The organism is Pontibacter brevis, from assembly GCF_054779655.1.
The window spans coordinates 102945-125621 of record NZ_BAAGXV010000087.1 but is presented as its reverse complement, the minus strand read 5'-3'; the positions used below and the strand labels follow the sequence as shown (position 1 = coordinate 125621).

Annotated in this window: 21 protein-coding genes; 5 read left to right on the top strand and 16 right to left on the bottom strand. The window is 48.5% G+C overall.

Features of this window, described 5'->3' with window-relative positions; genetic code table 11:
• Nucleotides 1-161 precede the first annotated feature (161 nt).
• Entirely contained in the window at nt 162-899 is a 738-nt protein-coding gene (locus ACYVB1_RS19460) for a universal stress protein (RefSeq protein ID WP_460925484.1), read from the top strand.
• Nucleotides 900-1080: 181 nt separating this feature from the next.
• Here ACYVB1_RS19460 and ACYVB1_RS19455 read toward each other — a convergent pair whose 3' ends face one another.
• The 8 genes from ACYVB1_RS19455 to ACYVB1_RS19420 form a co-directional block, all read right to left on the bottom strand.
• Complete coding sequence (locus ACYVB1_RS19455; RefSeq protein WP_460925483.1) at nt 1081-2007, bottom strand: Nif3-like dinuclear metal center hexameric protein; 927 nt, start codon at nt 2005-2007, stop codon at nt 1081-1083.
• Nucleotides 2008-2133: 126 nt separating this feature from the next.
• Nucleotides 2134-2880, bottom strand: a complete 747-nt coding sequence (locus ACYVB1_RS19450; RefSeq protein WP_460925482.1) for a hypothetical protein — start codon at nt 2878-2880, stop codon at nt 2134-2136.
• A 210-nt stretch (nt 2881-3090) separates the two neighbouring features.
• Nucleotides 3091-4176, bottom strand: a complete 1086-nt coding sequence (locus ACYVB1_RS19445) for a hypothetical protein (protein WP_460925481.1) — start codon at nt 4174-4176, stop codon at nt 3091-3093.
• A 187-nt stretch (nt 4177-4363) separates the two neighbouring features.
• Nucleotides 4364-4603 (bottom strand): hypothetical protein, encoded by a 240-nt coding sequence (locus tag ACYVB1_RS19440; RefSeq protein WP_460925480.1) that lies wholly within the window; start codon nt 4601-4603, stop codon nt 4364-4366.
• Between the two features lie 137 nt (nt 4604-4740).
• A complete protein-coding gene (locus tag ACYVB1_RS19435; RefSeq protein WP_460925478.1) occupies nt 4741-5952 on the bottom strand; it encodes an alpha/beta hydrolase-fold protein in 1212 nt (403 codons plus the stop codon).
• A 384-nt stretch (nt 5953-6336) separates the two neighbouring features.
• The gene (locus tag ACYVB1_RS19430; RefSeq protein ID WP_460925477.1) at nt 6337-8556 is read right to left on the bottom strand and encodes a xanthine dehydrogenase family protein molybdopterin-binding subunit; all 2220 of its coding nucleotides are present in this window, start codon (nt 8554-8556) and stop codon (nt 6337-6339) included.
• Nucleotides 8553-9545, bottom strand: a complete 993-nt coding sequence (locus tag ACYVB1_RS19425; protein ID WP_460925476.1) for an FAD binding domain-containing protein — start codon at nt 9543-9545, stop codon at nt 8553-8555. The genes ACYVB1_RS19430 and ACYVB1_RS19425 overlap by 4 nt, the downstream gene beginning before the upstream one ends.
• A complete protein-coding gene (locus tag ACYVB1_RS19420) occupies nt 9542-10069 on the bottom strand; it encodes a (2Fe-2S)-binding protein (protein ID WP_460925475.1) in 528 nt (175 codons plus the stop codon). The genes ACYVB1_RS19425 and ACYVB1_RS19420 overlap by 4 nt, the downstream gene beginning before the upstream one ends.
• A gap of 286 nt (nt 10070-10355) precedes the next feature.
• On the opposite strand from ACYVB1_RS19420, the gene ACYVB1_RS19415 reads away from it, so the two are divergent.
• Both ACYVB1_RS19415 and ACYVB1_RS19410 read left to right on the top strand, forming a co-directional pair.
• Complete coding sequence (locus tag ACYVB1_RS19415) at nt 10356-11195, top strand: hypothetical protein (protein WP_460925474.1); 840 nt, start codon at nt 10356-10358, stop codon at nt 11193-11195.
• Between the two features lie 69 nt (nt 11196-11264).
• Nucleotides 11265-11780 carry a hypothetical protein gene (locus ACYVB1_RS19410; protein ID WP_460925473.1) on the top strand — a complete coding sequence of 172 codons (516 nt, stop codon included), beginning with the start codon at nt 11265-11267 and terminating at the stop codon, nt 11778-11780.
• A 145-nt stretch (nt 11781-11925) separates the two neighbouring features.
• On the opposite strand, the gene ACYVB1_RS19405 is transcribed toward ACYVB1_RS19410, so the two are convergent.
• Nucleotides 11926-12183 carry a hypothetical protein gene (locus ACYVB1_RS19405; RefSeq protein WP_460925472.1) on the bottom strand — a complete coding sequence of 86 codons (258 nt, stop codon included), beginning with the start codon at nt 12181-12183 and terminating at the stop codon, nt 11926-11928.
• 219 nt (nt 12184-12402) lie between these two features.
• Between ACYVB1_RS19405 and ACYVB1_RS19400 the strand changes: the two genes are divergently transcribed.
• Nucleotides 12403-13023: an HAD-IB family phosphatase gene (locus ACYVB1_RS19400; RefSeq protein ID WP_460925471.1), complete on the top strand. Its 621-nt coding sequence runs from the start codon at nt 12403-12405 to the stop codon at nt 13021-13023.
• A 169-nt stretch (nt 13024-13192) separates the two neighbouring features.
• Here the strand turns inward: ACYVB1_RS19400 and ACYVB1_RS19395 are convergent, their stop codons facing one another.
• The 7 genes from ACYVB1_RS19395 to pxpB all read right to left on the bottom strand — a co-directional run bounded on the left by ACYVB1_RS19395 (nt 13193) and on the right by pxpB (nt 19893).
• A complete protein-coding gene (locus ACYVB1_RS19395) occupies nt 13193-13645 on the bottom strand; it encodes a GNAT family N-acetyltransferase (protein WP_460925470.1) in 453 nt (150 codons plus the stop codon).
• A gap of 31 nt (nt 13646-13676) precedes the next feature.
• Entirely contained in the window at nt 13677-14813 is a 1137-nt protein-coding gene (locus tag ACYVB1_RS19390) for a glycoside hydrolase family 26 protein (RefSeq protein WP_460925469.1), read from the bottom strand.
• A 78-nt stretch (nt 14814-14891) separates the two neighbouring features.
• Nucleotides 14892-16010, bottom strand: coding sequence for a glycoside hydrolase family 43 protein (locus ACYVB1_RS19385; RefSeq protein ID WP_460925485.1), 1119 nt, complete (start codon nt 16008-16010; stop codon nt 14892-14894).
• Nucleotides 16011-16186: 176 nt separating this feature from the next.
• Nucleotides 16187-17374: an NRAMP family divalent metal transporter gene (locus ACYVB1_RS19380; protein ID WP_460925468.1), complete on the bottom strand. Its 1188-nt coding sequence runs from the start codon at nt 17372-17374 to the stop codon at nt 16187-16189.
• Nucleotides 17371-18150, bottom strand: coding sequence for a LamB/YcsF family protein (locus ACYVB1_RS19375; protein ID WP_460925467.1), 780 nt, complete (start codon nt 18148-18150; stop codon nt 17371-17373). Before ACYVB1_RS19375 ends, ACYVB1_RS19380 begins: the two co-directional genes overlap by 4 nt.
• Nucleotides 18147-19154: a 5-oxoprolinase subunit C family protein gene (locus ACYVB1_RS19370; protein ID WP_460925466.1), complete on the bottom strand. Its 1008-nt coding sequence runs from the start codon at nt 19152-19154 to the stop codon at nt 18147-18149. The genes ACYVB1_RS19375 and ACYVB1_RS19370 overlap by 4 nt, the downstream gene beginning before the upstream one ends.
• Complete coding sequence (gene pxpB / locus ACYVB1_RS19365; RefSeq protein ID WP_460925465.1) at nt 19144-19893, bottom strand: 5-oxoprolinase subunit PxpB; 750 nt, start codon at nt 19891-19893, stop codon at nt 19144-19146. Before pxpB ends, ACYVB1_RS19370 begins: the two co-directional genes overlap by 11 nt.
• A 164-nt stretch (nt 19894-20057) precedes the next feature.
• On the opposite strand from pxpB, the gene ACYVB1_RS19360 reads away from it, so the two are divergent.
• Nucleotides 20058-22664 (top strand): M1 family metallopeptidase, encoded by a 2607-nt coding sequence (locus tag ACYVB1_RS19360; protein WP_460925464.1) that lies wholly within the window; start codon nt 20058-20060, stop codon nt 22662-22664.
• Nucleotides 22665-22677: the final 13 nt, after the last annotated feature.

The following is a 22677-nucleotide window of genomic DNA, read 5'->3' as shown; positions in this document are numbered from 1 at the left end:
GGCCTCATCAGGCCCTCAACTTCAGAGCTCCGGTTGATTTATTGGAAGAAATTGTAAATTGAAAAGTCAACTTTCAAATGGCTCAAAATACGGGGGAGCTTACAGAACAGCTACAAGCCAACACCAGCAAACTGCTTCATAACAATTGCAGGAATTTTTCTTTGGAATATAACAGTGCCGGTAGTTCTTTATCACCCTTACCTAATGGTTTCTACACCTTTAAACTAAAAGAGGAGGAGGATGAAAAGCATGCTGTGCCTATCACCTGTGTCTGCACTTATGGGTTAACAACCGAGGAAATTTTAAAAGCCATCAGGGTGTATGAAGCAGACCTGGTAGTAATGGGTATGCGGGGCACAGGTGCAATAAGCCAGGCCCTGGTAGGAACCACCACCATGGCCATCATTCAGCACAGCGATACGCCGGTGTTGGCTGTACCTGCCCACAGAAAGTTTAACGGTCTTCAAGCTGTTGTAGCGGCTATCAATCCATCCAACCTGCCTGAACTACACTTACTCGCTTCGCTGCGTGCCATAGTGAAAGCGTTTGAAAGCAAACTGCATGTGCTCCACCTGTACAAGAAGAATGTGCAACAGCAGGAGCCAGAGCGTGCAGCAGCGATGTTAGGTGCCCTACAGGCTAAGCTGCAGGGCATAGCTTATTATGATGTACAGGCGAGATGGACGGAGGACGTAACCAAAGAAATCAAAAATTATGTGCAGGAGCAGCGGGCTGATTTACTTGTTTTGCTACCTGGAGAGCATTCTTTCCTGAACAGGCTGCTGAGTAAAACAACGACCATGCAAGTGGCAGCTAAAGCATATGTGCCCCTGTTAACGCTCCCGAATATCACCTCAGAGCCTTTGCAGCATGTGCTGGAGGAAGCGGCGCAAGCGTAAAAGCTCTTATAGGGAGTTAAACCTGGATACTGAATAATAGGCTGCAAGGTGATAAACCTTGCAGCCTATTATCTAACGGGAAAACTTCTTTCACATACCTGTTGCGCTTTTGTAAATGCTCCTTTGCCCGGCTATGGCAGCGGTGTTTAACACTTTATCCCCGGTTAACATCCCTGCCTGCTCATATAAACGTGAAAGGATTGGTAGATGCGATGTGCTTTACCTTGATGCCGGGAACTTTTGGTTGTAGCCACTTAGCGGCATATTCCATTCCGGCTTCTTCACTTACCGCATGGCTCAGGACCAGTAAAGAGGTTTTTTGCCCCATTTGTAAGCCGTCTCTTACTCGTTCTACGGTTTCCCATTCCCTGGTTTCGCCACTTAAAATTAAATCCGGTTTATACTGTTGGATGGCAGCTATCTGCCTTCTGCTGTCCATATAACCGAAGGCCAGGTAAATTGTCTTACAATCCTGGTTTAGATCACCGACTACACGTACAGTTTCTATACCCAGCCTTTCTTTGGCGTGAGCCGCTATAGATTTCAAAGACATTGGCTTGGGTAAGGTGAGTAGCCTGGGGCTATCGGCGTCATAATATTTATCCCAACGCAACTTTATCAAATTGCCCATGATGACACCATCCGGCTTGTGCGCATGCCAGTAATCATGAAAACGCCATATGGCAATCCTGTGCCTATTTAGCAACTCAACCTTGTACTTGTAAACATCATCTTCCTGCAGCCAGTCAGTTTCGTCCTGGTTATTGTAGAAGGATGTTTCATGAGCAATTATAAAATTAGCTCCGGCCTTGATAGTTTGATTTATCACCTCTATCGTGGGGAACATCGTGGTTACGACTCCCGTTACTTCCTGATCCATTCTACCAGACCTTAGCTGATCAACGGTGTTGGCAAACGGGGCACCCGGTATTTCTTTCAGAATTATCCCGATTACCTGCTCGACCGTTAACGGGGCTTTGGTCTGCCAGAAGCTGCCGGCCAGACTTACACCGGGCACCGTCATCACCATAGAAGTGCCTACAAATCTGGAAACAGAAGACAGGAACCGTCTTCTCCCGTAAGGAGCCTCATCGTTATTTTTCTTCATAAAATACAAGCTTTACTATTGCACATGTTCAAAAACAGCATCTGCCGGAGCCAACAAAAGGAAACCCGTAAAATCACAAATGCGCACACGACAGGCGTATCCTGTATCTGGTTTAGTGTGGTCGGCTTATTTTTTAGAAACGTCAACAGTTGCAACAGTTTGCCAGTTCTCAATAACCTGGTCGTAAAACGGTTCCTCATCAGATCCGCCCTTCCAAATCACATACATCACACTATTATCTTTTCCGGTATAGCTTCTTGCAGTCTGTAGTAACTCTGTCGAGATACCTGATAATACTTTGTCTAAGTCGAAGGTGAAAGTCACGTTATATTCGTCGGAAGGATTGATGACGATATCCGTCACCTTAAGATTCGCCTCAAAGGGATAGGAACTTCCTACTATTACACTATCTGTTCCTCCTTTCGTATTGATGAACGTCCCCCTTAGGTTGAAAGCTAATTCAGACTTTTCTGATTTTCGAGCAAACAGTTTAACCTTCACATCTTTGTAAGAACCCGTGGGTAGCTGGATTATTCCCGTTAAAGCTTCTGCATTAAAGATGTTTATGTTCTTTTCAACGACAATGGTTGTATCGAGCAGGTTATCGCTTTCCCCAACAAACGCTATTTTTTCTACATAAATAGACGCTGCGGACCACTCAACAGCAACGGAGTTCGATGTGTTGTTAGGTGTATTGCCCATTCTCCTTACACCAGTACCTGAGGCTTTTGCGAAATAAGACACATTCCCATAACCGCCTTCATTAGCTACAGGATCTGCATTTGTTACAGGAGGGTCTTCTTTTTCACAAGATGTCAGGACCGTTAGTGCCAATAATACAATAAGAAAATGTTTGAGGGATAAGGTTTTCATTGTGGTCTTGGGTTTGATGAATATAGGATGAAATATTGCTAAAATAAAGTTCTTTCGTCTAGAGGGTACTTGTATCACTGGCCATGTTAGAAGTACCTTATTCTTTATTGATTTATTGGTGTGGTTTTAAACTGACTGCTAACGGCTCGTACATAAGGTGCACGAGGCGTAGCCGAAGCATGACTTATATGCTTTGTTGGCAAGAGTATTTTATTCCATTCTATTTAACTCTGTTGCACCTTGGACCGCTCCAATTGATTCAAACACTTCATCTTGGTCTTGTTCTTCAGTCCATCCCATTTTAGATAATTCAGTCCTTACCTGGTCCTCAGTTTTTTCCTTGACAAAATGATAAAATGCAAAGTCGACAACTTCCATTGGCACTCGTTCTAATTGATAAGAGGTCAAATTTGACACAAGACGCAACACCCCCATAGCATAGGTTAAGCCAAGTTGGAATATCCAGCTAATAACTAATCCAATCCAACCATTATTTAATGATTTGATTGTCAAACCAGCTTCGAGCCTTAGCTTTATAAATTCCAAGAATCCAATTGGTTGTAAATTATTTTCAATCAATATAATTTGATATTGAAAGTATTGGTTGGAAACGTAGACAATTCCCACCATTCCAATCATTAAAAAATTGAGCTTGCTGTAATTGGTGTAGTTACTTGCCTTTATTAAGTACTTGAGCACAAAGCCAATTGCGAAAGCAATACCTACTTCAAAAACTCCGATTATGTAAATCCCTTTTAAGGACAGAAAAGCTACTACAAAGCCTAATAAAAGAGCTGCAATTATTCCACCAACAATTGGCACCCACAACTGAGGTTCTTTTCGTTCTTTGGGTTGCGGTAAACTTTCTGGAATTTCGTAATCGTCCCAGTTTTTTGTCTTCTCCACTTCCTTTTCCAACTCAGCTAAAGCTGCTTTGTCAAATTCTTTTTCGGTCTGTTGGAATGTGTAAATAAAGAGCTTTACCCTTTTAGAATTCCGACCATTATCCCACATTTCATTTCCAAGAGAAACACTCTTAACTTTTACCTTTCCATATTCATAAATCACAGAAATTTTTTCAGTCCAACTGTTCCAAGCACCTTTGCGTTTGGCTTCTGCTGAAGTTTCATCTTGAAAAACCAAATCCCATCCTAATTTTTCAAAGGTCTTAACGACAATTGGCACAAATACTATTTTATTCAAATCTGTCCAAAACTCTTCTTCAAATTTCGGTGTCCAATTGAAGCTGTGTTTCTTCCTTAATGTCGATTCGTAATTCTTGAGTTCTTCTGTCATCTTATATTACTGGAAACGGATTGGGCTAAAAAGTGCTTTTTAGGTGTGGTTGGATAACTGTAGTTTTACCTTATTGCTGCTATGATTATTTTTCTAATAGGAAATACAAATAGTAATCTTGGTCAGAGTCAGGCTCAACACTTGTGGCGTAGTTGATGCTCTTGATTTGCCACCCTTTCTCTTGTTGCTATCTTATTATTTTTAACGCACCAGAATAACCATGCTCCTTTTCAGCCTTTACTCGTCTCTGCACAAAGCTGCTGCTACTTCCAGTGGTCGAAATATTTACCAGCATATCCCTGTTCCTACTTGTGACTATGAGAGTCATGGTTTCTTTTGGAGCAGCCTGCTCATACTGTTTAAAGCTGAACAACAAGGTTGTAACAGCTAAAGCCAAGACTAAGATGACACTCTTGTTTTTACTCATTGAAGTCGTTTTTAAATGAAGATTCATTTAATTTATCTATGTTGCCCATTGGATTAGTACAGGCTGTGAACGAGGCGAAGCCGAGTATGGAGCCTGTGCAGGGTTAGCCTTTGTTTTTTTAATTTTGAGATTCTGCCCTACCTAGGTTTGGCAGCATTTTCGCCGTTTATTAATTTGGCAAGCTTAGCCCTAGTCCCAGGATGTTCCTTTATCATAAGAGCCTTTTCATAAGATTCAATAGCCCTTACTTTGTCTCCCTGCCTTTCATAATATTCTCCCATGCTGTCAAACACGTTATAGCTGTTAGGGTAGTTCACCATGTTCAGCTTTAGAAAGCCATATGCTTTCTCAGGCAACTTACGGTACATACAGGCCAAAGCAAATCGGAACACTAAGTCTTCGGGAGGCAACATCTTGTAACCAACTTGGTCTGATATATGTGTGTAGTGCTTCTTTACAAAATCTGCATGAAAAGCAGGAGATTCTACGCCTGCTTCTGGAATAGGTAAAGGTTCATATTTTAGCAATGTGCGCAAAGCATCATTTTCTGCCATCAGGGGAACCGTGTAATGATTTTCTCCTTTGTAATACTTCCAGGTTAGAGAGGCGCTATGTTGCTTTTCAAGCATTTTCGCTAACGCCATGTTAGCTCTAACGTGCGCTGCATCATCCGAAGCTAGTACTGTATCCGCAACCGCCAGAAACAGCTTTATGTCATTAATTCTATCTTCTTGAATTGCTTTAGCAGCGTTATTCAAAACCACTTTATCGTCCCACCACAGGCTTGGGTCAATGGCTACATAAGATTTAAACAGAGCTGGCTTTTCAACGAGGGTGTTTACAACCATTAATCCACCGAAAGAATGACCGACAAGCATGCGGTACTGCTCTGTTGGATATTTGGAATCAATGTAAGGAATCAGCTCTTGCTCAAGAAACGCAGTAAAATTCTTGCCGCCACCAGAATGCCTTAGATACCTTTGTTCTTTTCCATTCCAATCTTTTGTTGAATTTGTGGGAGTAAAGTCACGCGTTCTGTTCGTGTTCATAACTGCCACCACAATCATCTCAGGAATTATACCGACGCTGTTCTCCGAGCTTAAAAAATGCAGCATTCCTGTCACAGACTGAAAATGCCAGTCACCGTCAAGCAGATAAAGCACGGGGTATCGCTTGGGAGCAAAAATTTCGTAACCTTTAGGTTGAGCGGGGATATGCACCCATACCTGCCTATTCTCTCCTAGTATTGTGGAATACATGCTATCAATGACTCCTATCTCGATTCTGCCGCTCTGAGAGTATGCAGGCAAAGCAGCAAAAAGAAAGGCGGCCAACAAAAACTGCTTCATATCAAGTATAGAGAACTGGTTGTATGATAATAATTAGCTCTTTCAACATGTTTAGAAAGAAGTTGTGTTTGCTATAGGCCATTTTGAAGAACTCCTGTTGTATTTGAGCACATCATTATAGTCAACATTTTCTTATCCAAGATAAGAAAGCGTTGGCTAAGACTCCTAAAGAAAATCATAATATATTTTTCCCTATATAGAAATTCATAAAAGCAGCTTTACCCGGTCTTTATGCTGGAACCTCCTGCCTCTGCTAAACTTAAAACGCTCTTGACAGCCTGAACTGTAGCATAAATTTAAAAAGCCCGCTCAAGCATGTAGTTGAGCGGGCTTTTTACTGTAATGAGTGACTTTGACTTTATTATCACTGTGGATGAACCTGCATCACAGCAGCTTATCCAATGTGATGGGCAGTTGGCGCACGCGTTTGCCGGTGGCATGAAAAACAGCATTGGCAATAGCCGGAGCCACGCTCACAATGCCTATCTCTCCCAGGCCTTTCGCTCCCAGCGGATTGACGATCTCATCTGTTTCTTCCACAAAGATTACCTCCACGTCATGCACATCGGCATTCACCGGAACATGGTATTTGTCGAGGTCGTGGTTCATAAAGCGGCCCAGGTTAGTGTCCATCACCGTGTCTTCTTCCATGGCAACACCAATGCCCCACACCACACCTCCCAGTATCTGGCTCCTGGCTGTTTTGGGATTGATGATGCGGCCACCCGCGATGGCGCTCACTACCCTGGTAACTTTTATCGTGCCCAGGTCTTCATCCACTTTCACTTCCACAAAGGTGGCGGAGTGAGCGTAGCGGGCGTAGTCGCTTTGGTTGTCGGCTGGCTTGCTCGATACTTCTTCTTCTATGGCATTGCCCTGGTTTTGCTGCATGGCTGCCACAACAGAAACAGCTTTAGAGGGCTCGTGCTTCAACCGGATTTTCCCGTTTTCAAAAACAACATCGTCTACTCCTGCATTTACCAAAGGAGAGGCTTCTACCCGCTGCGCCAACTCCAGGAGCCGCTCCCGCACCTTGTCGCAGGCAGATTTTACGGCTGTACCGACTGTAGATACGGTTTTGGACCCACCCTCCAGCGGTGCATCGGGCAGGGAGGAGTCCCCGAGCCTGAACGTGACATCCTCCAACGGCAGACCTAGCGTTTCTGCGGCAATCTGTGTCATCACAGTATAAGTGCCGGTCCCGATATCGGCGGTGGCGCTGCTTACGGTAAGTTTACCATCCTGTGTCAGAACGGCCTTGGCGCTGGCCTGCGCCTGGTTCGCCTCCCAGGCACCATGGGCCATCCCCCACCCTATCAGGTTGTGGCCTTCACGCATAGAGCGCGGTGCCGGGTTCCGCTTTTCCCACCCGAACTTCTCAGCGCCCTGCCGGTAACACGCGCGTAGCTCCTTACTGGAAAAAGGCTTGTCCTCGTTCTGGTCTTTCTCCGAGTAATTCTTCAACCTGAATTCAATGGGGTCCATCTTCAACGCATAAGCCAGCTCGTCCATCGCGCATTCCAGGGCAAAGGTACCCGTGGTTCCTCCAGGCGCACGCATGTCGAGGGGCGTGTACACATCCAGGTCCACCAACTGATGGCTTAGCTTTACATTATCGCAGTGATAAAGTATGCCCGGCCAGATGACCACATCCTCGCTGTAATCCTCAAACCTGGAAGTCTCTGCAAAAACATCCTGCTGCAGGGCTTCCAGCCTCCCATCTTTGGAGGCTCCCAATCTAAACCGCTGTACGGTGTGCGGACGGTGTCCGAAGGAAAACATCTGCTGGCGCGTCAGCGTGACCCGGACAGACCACTTCAGCTCCCGTGCCGCCAGCACCGCCAGGAACAGCTGATACTGCGGCCGCAGGCCCGAACCAAACGCCCCACCCACAAAAGGAGAGATAACCTGTATCTCCTCCGGTTGCATGCCGAAAGCGTGCGTAATGTACTGGTGGGTGTTCATAACCCCCTGGATCTTATCGTACACCGTCAGCTTGCCATCCTGCCCATAAACCACTGTGGAGGCATGCATTTCCATTGGGTTGTGGTGCTGACTGGAATGGGTATATTCCCCCTCTATTTTTACCGCTGCATGGGCCAGGGCCTCATCCGGTTGCCCCCATGGCTCCGGCGGTTCCCCGGAGTTGTACTCCTCCGGCACGTAAGCCCTCTCAATACCAGCCTCGAAATCTGTGTCGTGTGGCGCACTTTCGTACTCCACCTGCACCAGCGAGGCTGCATACCTGGCCAGCTCAAACGTTTCGGCTACGGCTAGTGCGATGGGCTGCATACTAAATTTTACCTCATCGTCGTAAAGCGGGCGGAACGGTGAACCGGGAGGCGCATCCATGTCCTTGTAGTTTTTATCGAACCACACATAGCCGGGGCGGTTTTCGTGCGTAAACACCTCCAGCACCCCCTCCAGTTCTAAGGCTTTACTAGTATAAATCTTCTTTATTCTTCCTTTGGCAATCGCGCTGTTTACCACCACACCGTAAGCCAGGTGCGGCACGTTAAACTCTCCGGCGTATTTCGCTTCTCCGGTTACTTTCAGGCGGCCGTCTACACGGTTCACTGGTTTTCCTATCTGATCTGTTTTCATGATTTTTCCTCCATATCTCTGGCTTGTTCCAGCGCACGTACAATGGCACGTTTTGCCAACTCAATTTTAAAATCATTATGCCCGTATCCTTTGGCGCCCTGTATATATGCCTCGGCAACTTTCTCAAAGTTTTCCCTGGTAGCAGGCTGGTCCTGCAACATAGCTTCGGCTGAAGGCACGCGCCAGGGTTTATGTGCTACACCTCCGAGCGCGATGCGCGCTTCTTTGACAGTGTCGCCTTCTAAGCCCAGCGCAGCCGCAACCGAAACCAGGGCAAAAGCATAGGATGCACGGTCACGCAGCTTCAGGTAAGTATAATGGTCGGGAAAACCTTTAACTGGCAAATCGATGGCCGTAATTATTTCGTCGGTTTCCAGGTTGGTGTCGATGTGCGGGGTGTCGCCGGGTAACCTGTGGAATTCAGCAAGCGGAATAACCCGTTCCCCGTTTTTCCCGGTAACGCGTACCTTCGCTTCCAGTGCCGCAAGAGCCACTGCCATATCCGAAGGGTGTGTGGCGATACAATGTTCGCTGGTACCTAAAATAGCCAGGTCGCGGTTATAACCGTTTATAGCCGAGCAACCAGTTCCGGGCTCCCGCTTGTTACAGGGCGTGTCGGTATCATAGAAATAATAGCAGCGGGTGCGCTGCAGCAGGTTGCCTGCATCCGTGGCCATGTTGCGCAACTGCGCTGTGGCTCCGGCTAAAATGGCATGCGACAGGATAGGATAGCGCTTCTCTACCTGCTCGTGATAGGCTGTATCAGCGTTGGTGACGAGCGCACCGAGGCGCAGGCCTCCTTCATCTGTCTCTTCAATGGTGTCTAACGCGAGGCGTGTAATATCTACCAGGTGGCTGGGCCGCTCCACCTGTATTTTCATCAGGTCGAGCAGGTTGGTACCACCAGCTATAAACTTTGCATCACCTGCAGACACTGCGTCCACGGCGTTGGCTGTATCTTTCGCCCGGGTATAAGTAAAACTTCTCATTGAGCCTGGCTCCTTTCCAGTGCTTCCTGCACTACTTTTACAATGTTGGTATATGCCCCGCAGCGGCACACATTGCCACTCATCAGGTCCCGGATATCGTCGAGGGTCTTCGCTTTGCCCTCATTAATCAACCCGATAGTGGAGCAAATCTGGCCTGGTGTGCAGTAGCCGCACTGGAAAGCATCGTGATCAATAAAAGCCTGCTGCACCGGATGAAGTTCTCCGTCCTTGGCCAGGCCTTCAATGGTCGTAATTTCAGAGCCATCTTTCATCACCGCCAAAGTCAGGCAGGAGTTAATGCGCCTGCCGTCTGCCAGCACGGTGCAGGCACCGCATTGGCCATGGTCACAGCCTTTCTTCGTGCCGGTAAGGTTCAGGTGGTCACGGAGCAGGTCCAGTAAGGAGGTCCAGGGGGCAACTGCCAGTTGCTTTTCCTCCCCGTTGATGGTAAGCGTAACAGATACTTCTGGTGGTAAGGCAGGAGTTGCTGTATCCGTGTTTTCGTGTTCTGGTTTGTTTTTCATGAGCGGAAGTAGAGTTGACGTGTGAAAAATGTTATCAGGCGATTGCTGATCCTATCTCTGACAGCAGATACCTACTGTACGCCTTCACAAGCCGGAGGTTCCTGTAAAAGTATACCTGATGGAAGTCCTTTCGGCTGCCCGGTCTCTCCCTGCAAAGCACCAAAACTGCCGCCATCACAACCACCCAAACCTGGGTGAACGAACCACGAACTATGAACAGAAGTATATGCTAGTACTAAAATCTATCGCTGTAAAGCCTGCACATAAACCTTTTAAGCAACTGTAAATGATATCATCTCTCCTGCGCAACTTCCGTAACCGCACTCCCTGGTTTGTCGCTAATTTTGACTCCTGCTCTGGCATGGCAAAGGCTTTGGGGAATTTTATGCATGGCGAAGGCTTTATGGGCGTAGGCGAGTTACCGAACAGCGACCTGGTTGCCGAGGCGATAAATGCCTTGCCCTGGAACCTGCAAAAGACTGTTTACATAAAAGGAAGTTCTAACGAAGCCGTTGATCCCGGCAAGCTAAAGGAGGTGCAGGCAGAGGAGTTTTCGGAGTGGGCAACAGGCCTGTCCCCCAGCCGCAAGTATTCCACCATTCTCATCGGCTCGTCCAGTGGCGCCGCCGTGCATTTAGGCGCAGCCATGGGAGCCCCCTGGCTGCCGCAAACTTTCCTGATTCCTGTCAGAACTCCTGGTCACTTATCTGTAGATGCCCCGATACAGCGTATGGAATGGGCCCGGGAGCCGGCAGAACAATTACTGAAGAGCAACCCGGAGCTGCAACTCCACCACATGATGGACCCGAACCAGGACAGGCCTATGCTGGATGCCATTTCCTATTTCAGAGTAAAGCGCCTGCAGCTAGGCGAAGCCTACAAAAGGTTCATCGCTGAAAACCTGGAGAAAAACGGCACCCTCCTGCTCGTGGAGTGTCAGAAGACCTGGCCGGGCAAAAAAGTAGGCGACCGGCACTTTTTCCAGTTTGGCGGATTGGGTGGAATCAAGCCCGAGGAATACTACCAGGGAAGCGATGAAATAAAGGCATTCCTGAAACAGAACAAATCATCAGTAGACAAGTGGGACGCCCCCTCTCCTGACGGGAACATACTGGAATCTGAATAGGGCTTTGCACAGGCTCTCCGAGAGGATGCAGAAGCATTTGCCAGAGAGAATGGCTATCAGGTGCAGCGTATGGTTTACCAGGAACCTGAGGATCTGAGTCCCTTTGTAGCTGAACTGTACCGCTGGTGGTACCGGCAGCGCAACATAGAACCAGACACCCTGATAGCCGATATGTTCTTTCTGATGGATCCTTACTGGACAATCCGCACCGGCTCCGTTCCTTTCTGGCTGGCCTTTAACGCAAAGCGCTCAATCCATAACCTTAACCAGTACCTGCAACACACCGCCCCCTATGATAATATCTTTATGCTTCCCTTCTCGAATGGTGTGGATGGCGTTGGACTTGCCACGCAGAATGACTTAGAGGCTGTGCTGGCACAGGCAAAAAAAGCAGGCGACTTTCTTGGCACAGAGCCTGATTTGTACCCTTTTGATTTTGGCACCTACGCCCGTTATCAGAAGGACATACAGGAGAAAATACCTGCACGCTATCCTGCAGATGTTTCGCTGACACTCTCCCGGTTTCTTGCCTTTGCACAGCAAGTAAAAGGGAAGTTTAATGTCGCCATACAAGAATCTCTGTAGCTCCCGAAAGTATATTGTTTATTCCTGCTGTGCTCCTGCCTGTGTTGGATAAAGCAGCAGGAGTGCTTGTCTTTTCGCAGCTACCGGCAGGGGCAACTGAGTGCTGCCTCCTGCCGGTACAGGCTAAACTGCTTATATATTGAGTTTAATAGTTCAGGAAATCCTGAACATCAATATCATCTATATACGGATCTAAAACTGCGACAGCGTTGGCAGACTTCTTAAACGTACTGATAACCTGTGCCTCCTTCCCTGCCCAAAGCTCTACAAACAAACCGTTCAATGAATAGAGGGTAACCTGCCACTCATTGTATTTGCGTTGAGCAAGTATGGTACCGTCTTTCGCTAAAGACTCTGCCTGGCTCCGGAAAGGAAGCCTTTCAAACATAGAATATTCCAGCATACTTGTTCTTTATTGTTCATTCCTGATAAGTGTTGCAGCCCTAATTTAGTTTCATTTTCACCTCTTAACAAGCCTGCTGGAAAGTATACGTTTTGCTGGTTCATATTCCTTACCCACCTCTTTCATTTATTCTTTGCTGCTGCAGAACCAGACAAAAAAGAGAACAAATAAAGAAAATCAGCGTGAAAGAGAAAGCCCCGGATTTTATTTGGTTAAATAATGGAAAGTAGCGCAGGAGAAACAAAGGTTGTTGTTTTTGATTTGAATGGCACCTTTTACAAAGAGAGCTCTAAGGATGAGTTCTATAAATTTGTTCTTTCAAAAGAGCCCGGCAGAATTCATTATATCTTCCAGATGGGGTATTACAATGTTCTTAAAAAACTCCATCAGATAAGGAAAACAGAATTCAAGGAGAACTTTTTTAACTACCTGGACAATTTACCGCCAGATAAGGTGGAACAGTATGCAGAGGAGTTCTGGGAAAAGGAATTCCCGGACAAGTTTAACCAGGAACTCAAAAACCGCTTCGACAAACTGAAAGAAGAGGGCGCCGAATTGTACTGTGCCACAGGAGGACTTGAACTTTACGTGAAACCCTTGTTCGACATGTACCCTATCAACGGGTTTGCCGGCACAAGGGTACACTACGTAGGCAACACCTACAAGGTAATTGGGAAAGCATGCAAAGATGAGGAAAAGTTAGAAAGACTGGCTGCCCATTTCAAAGACAAGCCCTACAGGATAATAGAAGCTTACTCTGACAGCAAGGAAGCTATTTTAGACAAGGCAGATAAAGCCTACCTGATAAAGGACAACAAAATTATCCCTTACAGAAAGTAGCCTGTATAAGCCAGAGTGTAACTGGCAACCTTTTCAGGTTTTATCAGGCTCCGCATTATGTATTTCAACTTACGGGCAGTACAGCTTTAGGCTGTGGTCGGCTTTAACGGAATGTGAAACAGCTGCCTGTCCCTGGGCTTAGCAAGCCTGCAGATGTGCGCGTGCCCGTTTATTTTATTAACTTTTCAAAGCATACACTGTCTTCCACATCAGCATACTGGCCATAGTTAGGAATCCGGTTATACCCGTTTTTTTTATAAAGCCCGATTGCCTCGGGATACCTTATCCCGGTCTCTAAGATGCACCTTGTAAAGGACAACTCGCCTGCCCAGCTTTCCAATTCAGACAGAATTGTAGTTGCGATGCCCTTCCCTCTGCTTTCGGGGCGAACGAACATTCGCTTTACTTCCATTGTACCCGGCTCGTGTTCCTTTATTGCACCACAGCCCACTGGCTTACTGTCTTCATAAGCCATTACTACAAATTTTATTTTATCCAGCTTGTTGTATTGGGCATAAAAGGAATGGTCTTCCCCGTCGCGATGTGCTAAATCAGCATCCAGGAGTCTCACCAGGTCTATGAAGTTCGTGTCTCCTGAATGGGTTCTTATTACCTGAATCATTTTCTTTTTTACTTTCTGCTACTGGTTCTTTTTATAATAAACCTAAAAACTTCTTCCTTTTATAGATGTTGTTCAGGTCCTTCTCAAACAAGGTATAGGGGTCGTTGTAGAACTCCATAAAATTCGGCACGCTGCTATGGCCAGGGAATGGAGCATAGTAGTGTGTAGGGCTGCTGGTATCGTTTCGCCACACCAATACATAAGCCAGGCGCATGTCGTCCCTTTTCATTGTTCTTAAAAGTGTGTTCGTCCACCAGGTCGCGTCCGGGACAGACTCCAGCCCTGTTTCTGTGAACGCTGCCAGCTTGCCTGCTTTTCTCGCGTAATCTGACACGATTTTGAGCTTTGCGGCGGCTGTATCAATTGCATAGCGATCGCGCCCCATGTCGCCGTAATTGTCCATCCCCACCATGTCGACCCACTCGTCACCGGGGTAGCGCTCCAGGAACTCGGCTTCATTCCTGAATTTATTATCAGGCGAAAAAGCATAAATAAAGTTGTGCACGCCCAGGCTGTCCCGTAGGTAAGACACAGTAAAGCGCCACAGCGAAATAAATTCTTCACGGCTCGTATGGCCTTTCCCCCACCAGAACCAGTCGCCGTCGAACTCGTGGAAAGGCCTGAAAATAACCGGAGCCAGTTTTCCGTCTGCCCCCTTTACACTGTGCGCCCACTCGCCAATGCTATTCAGGATCTCCTTGTACTGCTCGTGTGCCTCGCCCCCCGGTATAATGTACTTCACCCCTGGCAGCGAAACAGTATCAACCCAATAGAAGCCCCCACCAGATACCGGGTTGGAGAAGTGCCAGGCAACTGTTGTTACCCCTCCCCGGTTGTAGGTATCTACTACGTTCTTCCTGACAGCCTCCTTCGCCTTTTGTATAACCTCCGGTGAGCGACCTGAAAACCCGCTGAAATCAACACCAATCACTGCCGGATGCGAACCGGTAACAGATTTTACATCGGATCGGTCTTCGTCGCCGTACCAGCCGTGGCCGTATTCGGTAGCGTGCTGGTGCCCGAAAAGCGTGTGGTTTTTGGATAGCTTGCCAAGGTTGTGGTACAGCGCTTTTGTTTCTTTTGTGGCGTCCGCATCGATGGGCTTAGTACCAACACAGCCCGTTAACAGCAGAGAAAAAAGCACAGGAACTAAGAAGAGGTGTTTCATGAATGGGAAGTTGAACCACAAAAGCCGCTTGAATTTTTATTCAAGCGGCTTTTGAAGCTTTTATATTAAAGGAGCTGCCTAGTTAGAGGCCGATTCAGTGTAAGCAGTAATCGTCTCGATAGTGCCATCTGGTCTGTGGGTCAGTTCTGTCACTTTGATGTTTCTCAGGTGCGTTTTGCCTGATAACTGTGTGTCGTGATAGAACAGGTACCACTGGCCATCCTTCTCCACAATGGAGTGGTGGTTTGTCCAGCCTTGTACCGGGTTCAGCAGCACTCCTTTATAGGTGAATGGGCCATAAGGAGTGTCGCCGATGGCGTAGGCAATATTATGTGTATCGCCGGTTGAGTAAGAGAAATAATACTTACCGTTGTATTTATGCACCCAGGCAGCTTCAAAGAAACGTCTGTCATTATCTCCTGCTAGCAAAGGCTGGCCGTTTTCGTCCAGGATTTGTACATCCCTAACCTCCTCTGAGAAACCGAGCATGTCCGGGCGCAGGCGTGCCACCTTTGGCGTCAGGGCAGGCTGGTCATCAGCAGGATATACATCATTTGTATTATACTGGCCCGTGGCCCAGCGCTGTAACTGTCCTCCCCAGATACCGCCAAAGTACATGTAGGCATTTCCATCCTCATCCATAAACACAGCAGGGTCAATGCTGAAGCTGTTGGCAATTGGCTCTGGCTGTGGTTTGAACGGACCTGTTGGCGAATCGCTGGTAGCTACCCCAATCCGGAATACATCGTTTTTATCTTTAACAGGGAAGTACAGGTAATAAGTACCGTTTTTGTAAGCAGCATCCGGTGCCCACAGCTGTCTGCCTGCCCAGGGAATATCTTCAATATCCAGTGCCACCCCATGATCAGTGATTTCGCCGCCTACTTTGTCCATAGAGTACACGTGGTAGTCACGCATGGCGAAATGAGATCCATCATCCTTTTCTGCTACTTTTGCATCAATGTCATGTGATGGGTAAATGTAGATTCTGCCATTGAACACATGGGCCGATGGATCAGCTGTATACAGATCCGTTACCAGCGGTTCGTTCAAAAACTGTGTGGATGTCTGCTCTGCCGTCTGCGCCTCAGCACCGTCGGCATTGTTCTCTACGTTTGTGTTCTGGCAACCACTTGCTAAAACAGAGGTTGTTAAAAGAACAAAGAGTGATTTTTTGAAATACGATTTCCTATTCATCATTTATAATTGGTTAGCATTAGTAAGCACAAGCAGAAACGAAACGCATACTCTCTCAGACATAGCCTTACGCTTGTCTGATTCCAAACATACGGTTTTATGAAATCGGTTGCAAATATTAGATTCAAGAAAATATGAGTACTTACTCAGTGCTGCTGATAATTCTGCTGTTGCAGCTAAAATAACTCCGGCAACTGCTTAACCAGTGTGTAGCCACCCATCCAGGCCATTACCACCACCACTCCCGTCCCAAAAAGAGTAAGCCAGAGCGGATGCCGGTAATTCCCCACCACTTTCCTGTTGTAAGCTGCCACCAGCATTGTGCCCAGCGTCACCGGTAAAATCAGGCCATTCAGTACCCCTGCTAATACCAGCAATTTTACAGGCCGGCCGATAAACACAAAAACAGCCGTGGAAACAGCTATAAAACCGATGATCACCCAGTTCTCATGGGCTTGAATACTTTTATGAAAAGACTTGACAAAAGAAACAGAGGTATAGGCTGACCCGATAACAGATGTAACAGCAGCCGAAAGCATCACAATGCCAAACAGCTTATAGCCCAGGTTTCCGGCAGCCAACTGAAAAACAGAAGCAGGCGGGTTAGCCGGGTCCAAAGCCAGCCCCTTGCTGATAACGCCAAGCGCAGCCAGGAAAAGGAAAATACGGATAACAGAAGCGATGGTGATACCGGACACTGCACTACTAGCCACCGCCGGCAGTGCCTTCTCTCCTTTGATGCCTGCATCCAGCAGCCTGTGCCCTCCGGCGAAGGTAATGTAGCCGCCAACTGTTCCGCCTACCAGTGTAATAATGGCAATGACATCGACTTCATCAGGCAGAATGGTTCTGATGGACGCTTCCGCAACGGGCGGAGCAGAGGTAAAGGCCACAAAGATGATCAGCAGAATCATGAGCAGGCCCATGACCTGGGCAAAGCGATCCATCACCTTGCCGGCCTCCCGCACCAGGAAAACGCCAATGGCAACGGCAGCAGCGACAACAGCACCAGCCTCAGGAGAGAAGCCAAACAGCACATTCAACCCCAGCCCTGCCCCGCCAACGTTCCCGATGTTAAAGGCCAGGCCTCCCAGCACAATCAACACGGCAATGAAATGGCCCAGGCCCGGCAAAACAGCGTTGGCAATGTCCTGCGCCCGCATCTCCGACACGGCAATAATACGCCACACATTCAGCTGCACGCCAATGTCGATGATGATAGAGACGAGAATCACAAAGCCAAAACTGGCGGCAAGTGTTTGGGTAAAGACGGTGGTCTGTGTTAAAAAGCCGGGCCCTACTGCCGAGGTCGCCATCAGAAAGGCTGCCCCTAAGAGCACACTCCAGTTTTTCTTTGGCCTCATGCCCCTGCCCCGCCTTTTGCCTGCAAGAGAATGCCCTCACTGGTGAGCACCTCCTGTATGTGGCGTGCGAATGTCAGTGCATGCGGTCCGTCACCGTGTATGCAAACGGTATCTGCCTGAATGGAAATATCCTCCCCCTGCTGCGTTTTTACTTTTCCTTCTTTCACCATACGTACCGCCTGCAGGATTGCATCGGCCGGATCTGTGAGCAGGGCACCCGGTAGTCTTCTGGAGGTTAAGGTACCGTCGGGCTGGTAGGTGCGGTCTGCAAATACCTCGTTGGCTGTCGCCAGCCCCAGTTTTTCTCCTGCCCGGATAAGCTGGCTCCCGGCAAGGCCGTACAGCACGGCCTGCGGTTTTACTTTGTATACAGCTTCCGCAATTGCCTCTGCCAAAGCCTCGTTCACAGCGGCCATATTGTACAACGCCCCATGTGGTTTTACATGGTGCAGCTCCCCTCCTTCCGCCTGCACAAAAGCAGCCAGGGCCCCTACCTGGTATACCACCATATTAAAAGCCTCCTCAGGGGAAACAGCCATTTCACGTCGGCCAAAGCCAACCAAATCAGGCAGGCCGGGGTGCGCGCCAATGGCAACGCCCTGCGCCAAAGCAAGCTTTACCGTGTGCCGCATCACGTTTGGGTCCCCGGCATGGAAACCACAGGCTATGTTTGCGGACGTGACAAAATTTAATATCGCCGCATCATCGCCCAGTTGGTAATTGCCGAAGCTTTCACCCATGTCACAGTTCAGATCCACGCGCAACTGCTCTTTCATTTAAGTGTTTTTAAATGTAGTGCTCCTTTTATTTTTTCGATGTTCTTCTCCTGCCTGATGTAAAGTAACTGCGCTTCCTCTAAGGTGACCTCGGTAAAGCGGAGTTTATCTCGTGGCGTGAGCTGGGCTAATTTAGAAAAATCAGCCGAAATAACCTGTGCAATGCGTGGATAGCCGCCGGTGGTCTGGTGATCAGCAAGCAACACAATGGGGTTTCCTTCTGCGGGCACCTGCACGGTACCAAAGGTAACGGCGCTGGAGAGCATGTCTGCCTGCTCCGCCAGCGATAACCGGGTGCCCCGCAACCGGTAGCCCATTCTGTCAGACTGCGAGGTGACCTGGTAGGCCATGCGCCAGAAATCCTGCTGGCTTTGTTCTGAAAAAAGACCGTACTCCGGTCCTTTCAGCACCCGTATGGGCTGCGGCTCTTCGTATTTAAAATAAAGCGACGAATCAACAGCCCAGTTTGCCTGCGTCCCCGAAGCACCTTTCTGGTTTTGAACCATTCCTTGCAGGAAACGCTCTGTTTTATCAGGAAACGATTTGCAGGGCAAGGTGTCTCCCGCTTGCAGCGCGCTGCCATTTAAACCGCCAAGCCCGGCGCTCAGGTAGGTCGCGTAACTTCCCAGTACCTTTGGTATATCGAAGCCCCCGGCTACGGAGATATATGCCCGGCAGCCACTGCGGGGAGAGCCGAACTCCAGCACACTACCGGCCTCTACAAACAGCGGACGCCAACCTTTAACAGGCTCACCATCAATTGTAGGCGACAAGTCTGCCCCCGTAATGGCTATCAGGTGGTGCTGCTCAAACTGTATTTTTGGCCCCATCAGGGTTACTTCTATACCCGCTTCTGCTTCTTCGTTGCCTATCAACAGGTTGGCAGCACGCAGGGCAAAGGTATCCATGGCGCCGCTCACAATGATGCCGTCTTTCTGGTAACCGTGCCTGCCCAAATCCTGGATGGTGGTTAAAAGTCCGGAGCTGATTATTTTAAGACTCATGCTGCTGCTCCTTTCTTTCGTTGAATTCCTTTTCTGTAACCGCTACAAAGCGTACGATATCACCAGCCTGTAGCAGGCTGGGGGAAGTAGCGTTTGGTGTAAAAAGAGGAACAGGCGTACGGCCAATCAATTGCCAGCCCCCGGGAGTTTGTATCGGGTAAACGCCTGTCTGCTCTCCTGCAATGCCCACCGAACCCGCTGGTATCGCCTGCCTTGGCGTTTCCTTGCGTGGCGCAGCAATCCGTTTGTCCATGCCGCCTAAATACGGGAAGCCGGGGGCGAAGCCAATCATATACACCAGGTAATCCTGTTGCGTATGCAGGGCTATCACTTCTTCTGTACGCAGTTCGTTGATGCGGGCTACAAACTCCAGGTCCGGGCCATACGCTCCTCCATACAACACAGGAATCTCAATCCGGCGAGGTGATTCGCTTTCCCGGGCATCCGTTATAAAAGGCAGCATGCGCTGCAAGAAGCCTGTTGCTTTTGTGTAAGGATTGACGTTTCCTTTCTCACTTAATACCCAGGGATCGTAATAGACGGTAACCGTTGTATAGGCAGGCACAAACTCTATCAATCCTGCAAAGGGGTGTTGTTGAAGGTAGGCGCTTAACGCCCGCACCTGTTTGTGCGTCTGCTCACTGATATCATTTCCAAACTCCACCACCACAGCAGCATCTCCCAAAGGGTACAGCTGCACTGCCGGAATTTCACGTTGCTCTTTCTCCAGGTTTATCATTCCATCATGATTGGTTAAAATTTAAGCAGGAAACAAAAAAGCTGCTGCTGCTCCTTCTCTTATCCAAAACAACGGTATCTGCCATTCTTGGTTATGTCCTGCACCAGATTTGCCTACAGGGCCTATAGCTAAAAGTAGTTATAAGTTTGTATTTTTGAGATAGTATGAAAAAGAACTATATCCAAAGCGTGGGAGCAGGCCTGCTGTTGTTTACGTGCGCAGCCACCTTTTCCTGCAGCGAAAGAATAACAACAGTGGCTGATTCCCTGACCGTAGAAACAGGTGTATCCGAAGAACTTGCCTCTTACAGGAAAAAAGTCATCAGCGGTTTGGCCTACGACATTCGCCTCGATATCCCTAAGGCAAAGGCAGACCCTGTACTGGCTTCAGAAATCATTTCTTTTAGTCTGAAAGAAAACAGCCAGCCACTCCAGATTGATTTTAAGGAGAAACCGGACCACCTGCAGCAGGTATCGGTGAATGGCAAACAGATAGAAATAGACCACCGGAACGAGCACCTGGTTATCCCGAAGCAGTATTTAAAAGAGGGGCAAAACCAGGTAACGATACAGTTTATTGCCGGCAACCTGTCGCTGAACCGGAACGAGGAGTTTCTGTACACCCTGCTGGTGCCGGACAGAGCGCGCACAGTTTTCCCGGTTTTCGACCAGCCCAATTTAAAGGCTTCCTTTAAACTGGCTTTAACCGTGCCTAAGGACTGGAAAGCCCTTGCCAACGGACCGCTTTTGGACTCGCTTGCTGTAGGTGCAAAGAAGACGTACCGTTTCGGCGCATCCGATACCATCAGCACCTATCTATTTTCTTTTGCGGCAGGAAAGTTCAAGCATGTATCGCGGGAAGTAGACGGCCGCGTGATGCATTTCTATCACCGGGAAACAGATGAAGACAAGCTGGCGCAGAGCATGGACCCGATTTTCGGGATACATGCCGATGCCCTTGCCTTTATGGAGGAATACACGCAGATACCCTACCCTTTCCAGAAGTTTGACTTCATTGCCATCCCGGATTTCCAGTACGGCGGCATGGAACATGTAGGCGCCATCGACTACAAGGCTGCTTCCCTTTTTTTGGATGAGGGGGCTACACAGAGCCAGAAGATTGCCCGATCCAACCTCATCGCCCATGAAACCGCCCACATGTGGTTTGGTGATCTGGTAACCATGCAGTGGTTTAACGATGTGTGGATGAAGGAGGTCTTTGCCAATTTTATGGCAGACAAGATTACGCAGGTAGCGCTGGAAAACGCAAATTACGACCTGAAGTTCCTGATAGACCACTTTCCTGCAGCCTACAGTGTAGACCGGACCGCCGGAGCCAACCCTATCCGTCAGCCCTTAAGCAACCTGCAGGATGCCGGCTCCCTTTACGGGAACATCATTTACCACAAAGCACCCGTGGTGATGCGCCAGCTGGAACGCCTGATGGGGGAAGAAGCTTTTAAACAGGGCTTGCAGGAATACCTGAAAACGTACGCCAACAGCAATGCCACTTGGCCTGAACTGATTGCCATTCTGGATGCCCGCACACCCGCCGACCTGCAGGCCTGGAACCAGGTTTGGGTAAACGAGCCGGGCAGGCCGGTGTTCAGCTACGACCTGAAAATTGAAAACGGGAAAATAAATCAGCTGGTGCTCAGGCAACAGGGAGAAGATGGCTCAGACCGGCTGTGGCCACAGCTCTTCGAGGTTAAACTGGTGTACCCCCATAACCAGAAGGAGCTCACCATAAACATGAACCAGCAGGAGGTAGTAGTAGAAGCCGCTGCAGGTGAACCTGTCCCGGACTTTATTCTCTTCAACACCTCCGGCCAGGGCTATGGTGTTTTTCCTGTTGATGAGCAGATGCTGCCTTCGCTGTTTACTTTAGAAGACCCGGTGGTGCGTGCTTCTGCCTACATCAACCTATATGAAAATATGCTGAACGGCCGCACCATTACCCCGGAGCAGTTATTAGCTCTGTACCGGAAAAGGCTGGTAAATGAGACCGAAGAACTGAACCTGAGGCTGCTGACAAGCCAGCTCGACGATATCTTCTGGAAATTCCTGTCACCAGCTACCCGCTCGCGATTGGCTCCCGCCCTGGAGCAGGAGTTATGGAGCGCCATGCAGCAGCAGGAAGCTGCCAATTCAAAAAAACTGTTATTTAAGGCCTACCAGAGCATTGCCCTGAGCAAAGAAGCGCAGGACAGGCTATACCAGGTATGGGAGAAGCAGGAAGCGCCAGCGGGCGTAAAGCTGACGGAGGACGATTATACCTCCCTTGCCCTGGCGCTGGCACTACGCGACTACAAGCCGGAAGCGAACATACTGGAAAAACAAATGAGCCGCATCCAAAACCCCGACCGCAGGCAGCGGCTACAGTTCATGCTGCCCGCCCTGTCTGCGAACGAACAGAAAAGAGATGCTTTCTTTGCCTCTCTAAAGGAAGAGCAGAACAGGGAGAAAGAAGCATGGGTAAATGCCACCCTGGCCTACCTGCACCACCCGTTACGAGCCGAAACATCAGAGAAATACCTGAAGGAGAGCCTTGGCCTCCTGGAAGAAATCCAGTTGACAGGCGATATCTTTTTCCCGTACTCCTGGCTGCAGGCCACCTTTGGCTCCTACCAAAGCCCGGCAGCAGCCAACACAGTACGCCGTTTCCTGGACGCGCACCCGGATTATAACCCGAAGCTCCGGGCCAAAATCTTACAGGCAGCCGATGATTTGTTCAGGGCAGAGAAGCTTGTGCATACACAAAAAGGGTCTTAATTTAAATCTTGAA

Excerpts from the sequence above, each read along its gene's own strand:
- ACYVB1_RS19455 (WP_460925483.1), bottom strand. The coding sequence starts at position 2,007 with ATGAAGAAAAATAACGATGAGGCTCCTTACGGGAGAAGACGGTTCCTG.
- ACYVB1_RS19450 (WP_460925482.1), bottom strand. The coding sequence starts at position 2,880 with ATGAAAACCTTATCCCTCAAACATTTTCTTATTGTATTATTGGCACTA.
- ACYVB1_RS19445 (WP_460925481.1), bottom strand. The coding sequence starts at position 4,176 with ATGACAGAAGAACTCAAGAATTACGAATCGACATTAAGGAAGAAACAC.
- ACYVB1_RS19440 (WP_460925480.1), bottom strand. The coding sequence starts at position 4,603 with ATGAGTAAAAACAAGAGTGTCATCTTAGTCTTGGCTTTAGCTGTTACA.
- ACYVB1_RS19435 (WP_460925478.1), bottom strand. The coding sequence starts at position 5,952 with ATGAAGCAGTTTTTGTTGGCCGCCTTTCTTTTTGCTGCTTTGCCTGCA.
- ACYVB1_RS19430 (WP_460925477.1), bottom strand. The coding sequence starts at position 8,556 with ATGAAAACAGATCAGATAGGAAAACCAGTGAACCGTGTAGACGGCCGC.
- ACYVB1_RS19425 (WP_460925476.1), bottom strand. The coding sequence starts at position 9,545 with ATGAGAAGTTTTACTTATACCCGGGCGAAAGATACAGCCAACGCCGTG.
- ACYVB1_RS19420 (WP_460925475.1), bottom strand. The coding sequence starts at position 10,069 with ATGAAAAACAAACCAGAACACGAAAACACGGATACAGCAACTCCTGCC.
- ACYVB1_RS19415 (WP_460925474.1), top strand. The coding sequence starts at position 10,356 with ATGATATCATCTCTCCTGCGCAACTTCCGTAACCGCACTCCCTGGTTT.
- ACYVB1_RS19410 (WP_460925473.1), top strand. The coding sequence starts at position 11,265 with ATGGTTTACCAGGAACCTGAGGATCTGAGTCCCTTTGTAGCTGAACTG.
- ACYVB1_RS19405 (WP_460925472.1), bottom strand. The coding sequence starts at position 12,183 with ATGCTGGAATATTCTATGTTTGAAAGGCTTCCTTTCCGGAGCCAGGCA.
- ACYVB1_RS19400 (WP_460925471.1), top strand. The coding sequence starts at position 12,403 with ATGGAAAGTAGCGCAGGAGAAACAAAGGTTGTTGTTTTTGATTTGAAT.
- ACYVB1_RS19395 (WP_460925470.1), bottom strand. The coding sequence starts at position 13,645 with ATGATTCAGGTAATAAGAACCCATTCAGGAGACACGAACTTCATAGAC.
- ACYVB1_RS19390 (WP_460925469.1), bottom strand. The coding sequence starts at position 14,813 with ATGAAACACCTCTTCTTAGTTCCTGTGCTTTTTTCTCTGCTGTTAACG.
- ACYVB1_RS19385 (WP_460925485.1), bottom strand. The coding sequence starts at position 16,010 with ATGAATAGGAAATCGTATTTCAAAAAATCACTCTTTGTTCTTTTAACA.
- ACYVB1_RS19380 (WP_460925468.1), bottom strand. The coding sequence starts at position 17,374 with ATGAGGCCAAAGAAAAACTGGAGTGTGCTCTTAGGGGCAGCCTTTCTG.
- ACYVB1_RS19375 (WP_460925467.1), bottom strand. The coding sequence starts at position 18,150 with ATGAAAGAGCAGTTGCGCGTGGATCTGAACTGTGACATGGGTGAAAGC.
- ACYVB1_RS19370 (WP_460925466.1), bottom strand. The coding sequence starts at position 19,154 with ATGAGTCTTAAAATAATCAGCTCCGGACTTTTAACCACCATCCAGGAT.
- pxpB (WP_460925465.1), bottom strand. The coding sequence starts at position 19,893 with ATGATAAACCTGGAGAAAGAGCAACGTGAAATTCCGGCAGTGCAGCTG.
- ACYVB1_RS19360 (WP_460925464.1), top strand. The coding sequence starts at position 20,058 with ATGAAAAAGAACTATATCCAAAGCGTGGGAGCAGGCCTGCTGTTGTTT.